This window comes from Kitasatospora sp. NPDC059571 (assembly GCF_042735675.1).
Taxonomy (GTDB): Bacteria; Actinomycetota; Actinomycetes; order Streptomycetales; family Streptomycetaceae; genus Kitasatospora.
In genome coordinates this window covers 16,435-21,331 of sequence record NZ_JBHWBW010000007.1, presented here as the reverse complement: position 1 = coordinate 21,331, position 4,897 = coordinate 16,435, and the positions used below count along the sequence as shown (strand labels likewise).

The 4,897-nt window shown below is 73.1% G+C and carries 3 protein-coding genes; 1 reads left to right on the top strand and 2 read right to left on the bottom strand.

Annotated elements, in window-relative coordinates:
- Positions 1-74 precede the first annotated feature (74 nt).
- A complete protein-coding gene (locus tag ACFV0G_RS02350; protein WP_380540242.1) occupies positions 75-977 on the bottom strand; it encodes a hypothetical protein in 903 nt (300 codons plus the stop codon).
- Between the two features lie 53 nt (positions 978-1,030).
- Positions 1,031-1,978: a hypothetical protein gene (locus tag ACFV0G_RS02345; protein ID WP_380540239.1), complete on the bottom strand. Its 948-nt coding sequence runs from the start codon at positions 1,976-1,978 to the stop codon at positions 1,031-1,033.
- Positions 1,979-2,159: 181 nt separating this feature from the next.
- Here ACFV0G_RS02345 and ACFV0G_RS02340 point away from each other — a divergent pair, with 181 nt between their 5' ends.
- Positions 2,160-4,799: a valine--tRNA ligase gene (locus ACFV0G_RS02340; protein ID WP_380540236.1), complete on the top strand. Its 2,640-nt coding sequence runs from the start codon at positions 2,160-2,162 to the stop codon at positions 4,797-4,799.
- The last annotated feature ends 98 nt before the right edge of the window (positions 4,800-4,897 follow it).

Below are 4,897 nucleotides of genomic sequence, written 5' to 3'. Positions count from 1 at the left end.
CTCCCCCCACCGCGCCCGCTCCCCCCCCCCCCCGTGCGCCGCCCCGCCCCCCTGTCGTACCCCCGGGCCGGCCGCTACTTCGCGACCTCGGCGGCGGCGCGCAGTTCGAGGGCGGAGGCCGCGGCCTCGTCCAGGTTCACGTCCCCGGACCGCTCCGCCTCGCCGGTCAGCACCGCGACCAGCGTGGAGCCGTCCGCCCAGACGCACAGGCTGTCGTCCTCGGTCGGTGCGTGCATCACCTCGCAGGTCAGCCGGCCCCCGCGCGGACCGGGGGAGAAGTCCCGGCGGCCGCTGAAGGTGGTGCCCTGCGCGGTCGCGCCCTTCTCGAAGTTGGTGAGGAAGGCGTCGACCTGGGCGCGCGGCCCGATCACGGTGCCGTAGCCGCCGAACACCGCGACCACCTTCGTCCCGTCGGTGTAGACGGTGCTGACCGGGGTCGGCGACCAGGCGCCGCCGCTGTCCAGCGAGGAGTCCAGGCCCGCCTTGAGCTTGACCGCGAGCGGGTTGTCGTCCTCCCGGGGCAGGCCCTGGAACTGCGCGGGCAGGGAGATCTTGGCGGCGCCGATGCCCGTTCCCGATCCGGAGCCGCCGGTCGAGCCGCTCGTCGAGCCGGTGGTGCCCGCGCTCGTACCGGTGGTGCCGGTGCTCGTGCCGGTGCCGCCGCTCTTTGAGGCGGCGTCATAGGCGACGTACCCGAGCAGGCCGCCGCCGATCAGGATGGCGCCGGCCACGCAGCCGAGCACCACCCAGAGCGTGCGCCGGGACTGCTGGGGCGGCGGCGGCACGAAGCCCCCGCCCCAGGGCTGCTGCTGCGGCACCCCGTAGCCCGCGGCCGGGTAGGCCGGCGGCTGCTGCGGCGGGACCCCGGCGCCCCAGCCGGGCTGGGGCGCGCCGTACCCGGACTGCGCCGGCGGCTGAGGGGTGCCGTACGGCGGCCCGGGCGGGGGAGGGGCACCGTAGGGGTTCTGGTCGGTCACCGGCGTCCTTTCCGACTGCGCGAGGTGGGGGGAGCGGGCCGGAGGCGGCCCGCCTACTTCTTGACGATCATGGCGTCCCGGATCGAGCGCGCCTTCTCGGCGGCCTGGGAGGGCGTGAGCTTCCCGCCGAGCGAGAGGTTGTTGAAGACGACCTCGGCCGCGGTGGAGTGGTCCGTCCAGAAGCAGACGGTGCTGCCGCTGATGGTCTTGCCGCCGCTGCTGTTGCTGAACACGCCGCACTTGAGCTTGGCGCCGGAGCCGCCCGCCGACCCCGCGGGGTAGTCGGCCAGCGGGGTCGTCCAGTGGCCCTGCACGGTGGTGCTGCCGATCGTGGTGGGCTTGGTCGACAGCATCTCGAAGGTGGCCATCGCCGCCGACGGACTGGCGATGGTGCCGTAGCAGCCGAGGATCTGGATGATGTCGGTGGCCGACTTGCTGTAGCTGGTGATGACCCCGATCGGGTCGTGCTCGCAGACGCTCTTCTGATCGGCGCTCGGGCCCGGCGTGGCCGGCGCCGAGGTCGCCGTCTTCTGGGCGTAGCCGTCGAGCAGGGTGAGCGGAGTGTCGATCTTGTAGGCGGCGGCGGCCGTGCCGCCCCCTCCGGTGGTGCCGGTGCTGCCGCCGGTGGTGCCCGCGGTGGTGCTGCTGCCGCCGCCCTTGGTGCTGCCGCTGGACAGGCCCCAGACCGCGAGGCCGCCGCCGACCAGCACCACGGCACCGATCACCAGGCCGATCACCAGCCCGGTGTTGCCCTTGGGCCGCTGCGGCGGCGGGTAGCCGCCGGGCCCGCCGCCGTAGGGCGGCTGCGGGACGGGGGCCTGCGGGTAGGCCGGCTGCTGGGGCGCGCCGTACGGGGGCTGCGGTGCGCCGTACGGCGGGGCGGGCTGCGCCTGCGGGTAGCCGTACGCGGGCGGCTGGGGCTGCCCGCCGTACTGCGGCGGCTGCCCGTACGGCGGCTGCTGCGGTTGACCCTGCGGATACTGCTGACCCTGGCCGTACATCGACACTCTCCCCCGCCGCGGTCGCCCGCGGCCTACTCTTCGGCGTGCCCGCCGTCGGTACCCGTACGGTCTCCCGGCCGGGTATCCGGGCACGCTACCGCACACCTGTCCGCCCTCGTGCGGGTGGTCGCGGGGGGAAGTGGTTCGTAACGGCCCCCCTGTCTTCCGTAAACTGTGCGTCGTGACCGACACGACGAACCAGCGCCCCGAGAGCTCCTACCCCGGGGACGACGCAGCCACCCTCCCGACGACCTACGCCCCGGCCGAGGTAGAGGGCGAGCTGTACGAGCGCTGGGTGGAGCGCGGTTACTTCACCGCCGACGCCAAGAGCGACAAGCCGGCGTACACCATCGTCATCCCGCCGCCGAACGTGACCGGTGCACTGCACCTCGGCCACGCCTTCCAGCACACGCTGATGGACGCCCTGACCCGCCGCAAGCGGATGCTGGGCTTCGAGGCGCTCTGGCTGCCCGGCATGGACCACGCGGGCATCGCGACCCAGAACAAGGTCGAGCAGCAGCTCGCCGAGTCCGGCCTCTCCCGGCACGACCTGGGCCGCGAGGCCTTCGTCGAGAAGGTCTGGGAGTGGAAGGAGAACTACGGCGGCAAGATCCTCGGCCAGATGCGTCGCCTCGGCGACGGCGTGGACTGGTCGCGCGAGCGCTTCACCATGGACGAGGGCCTCTCGCAGGCCGTCCAGACCATCTTCAAGAAGCTGTTCGACGACGGCCTGATCTACCGTGCCGAGCGCATCATCAACTGGTGCCCGCGCTGCCTCACCGCGCTCTCCGACATCGAGGTCGAGCACGACGAGGTCCCCGGCGAGCTGGTCTCCATCCGCTACGGCGACGGCGACGACTCGATCGTGGTCGCCACCACCCGGGCCGAGACGATGCTCGGCGACACCGCGGTCGCCGTCCACCCCGAGGACGAGCGGTACCGGCACCTGATCGGCCGCACCATCAAGCTGCCGCTGACGGACCGTGAGATCCCGGTCGTCGCCGACGAGCACGTCGACCCGGAGTTCGGCACCGGCGCCGTCAAGGTGACGCCCGCCCACGACCCGAACGACTTCGCCATCGGCCAGCGGCACGGCCTGCCCAGCCTCACCGTCATGGACGAGCGCGGCCTCATCACCGTGCACGGCCCCTTCCTCGGCCTGGACCGCTTCGAGGCCCGCTCCGCCGTGGTCGGCGCACTGCGCTCCGAGGGGCGCATCGTCGCCGAGAAGCGCCCCTACATGCACGCCGTCGGCCACTGCTCGCGCTGCAAGACCGTGGTCGAGCCGCGCCTGTCGCTGCAGTGGTGGGTCAAGGTCGGCCCGCTGGCCAAGGAGGCCGCCGACGCGGTCCGCGACGGCCGGGTGCAGATCCACCCCAAGGAGCTGGAGAACCGCTACTTCAGCTGGGTCGACAACATGCACGACTGGTGCATCTCGCGCCAGCTGTGGTGGGGCCACCGCATCCCGGTCTGGTACGGCCCGGACGGCGAGGTCGTCTGCGTGGGCCCGGACGAGCAGCCGCCGGCCGGCGAGGGCTGGCACCAGGACCAGGACGTCCTGGACACCTGGTTCTCCAGCGGCCTGTGGCCGTTCTCCACGCTGGGCTGGCCCGAGCAGACCCCGGACCTCGAGAAGTTCTACCCGACCGACGTCCTGCTCACCGGACACGACATCATCTTCTTCTGGGTCGCCCGGATGATGATGTTCGGCCTGTACGCGATGGACGGCACGCCGCCGTTCCACACCATCGCGCTGACCGGCCTGGTCCGCGACGAGCGCGGCAAGAAGATGTCGAAGTCCTTCGGCAACGTCGTCGACCCGCTGGACTGGATGGACGCCTACGGCGCCGACGCCGTCCGCTTCACCCTGGCCAGCGGCGCCAACCCCGGCGCCGACGTGCCGGTCGGAGAGGACTGGGTCAAGGGCTCGCGGAACTTCTGCAACAAGATCTGGAACGCCACCCGGTTCGCGCTGATGAACGGCGCCACCGTGGCGGGCGAGCTGCCCGCCGCCGAGCAGCTCACCGCCGCCGACCGGTGGATCCTCTCGCGCCTCAACGCGGTGGTCGCCGAGGTCGACGCGTACTACGAGGACTACCAGTTCGCCAAGCTGGCCGACGCCCTGTTCCACTTCGCCTGGGACGAGGTCTTCGACTGGTACGTCGAGCTCTCCAAGACCACCCTGGCCAAGGGCGGTGCGCAGGCCGACGCCTCGCGCCGGGTGCTCGGCGAGGTCCTGGACGTCACGCTGCGGCTGCTGCACCCGATCGTCCCCTTCGTCACCGAGGCGCTGTGGACGACGCTCACCGGCGCCGAGTCGGTGGTCGTCGCCGCCTGGCCGAAGGACAGCGGCTTCCGCGACGCCGACGCCGAGGCGGAGATCGCCGTCCTGCAGCAGGTGGTCACCGAGGTCCGCCGGTTCCGCTCGGACCAGGGCCTGAAGCCGAGCCAGCGGGTCCCGGCCCAGCTGGAGCTGGCGGGCACCGCGCTGGTGCCGCACGAGGACGCGATCCGCTCGCTGCTGCGCCTGACCGAGCCGGAGGCCGGCTTCGCGGCCACCGCCTCGCTGCCTGTCGCCGGCGCCACGGTCGCCCTGGACCTCTCGGGCACCATCGACGTCGCGGCGGAGCGCAAGCGCCTCCAGAAGGACCTCGCGGTCGCCGACAAGGAGAAGGCGCAGACCGCCGCGAAGCTCGGCAACGAGGCCTTCCTGGCGAAGGCCCCGGACGAGGTGGTCGCGAAGATCCGCGGCCGCCAGGAGGCCGCGGAGGCCGACATCGCCCGGATCACCGCCCAGTTGGCCTCGCTGCCGCAGGGCTGACCCGCAGCGCCGCGCCGGGCGGGGGGGGGGGGCGCCGGGGGGGGGGGGGCGCCGCCGCCGGCGGCGGGCGGGGGGGGCGCAGGGGGGGGGGTGGGTGT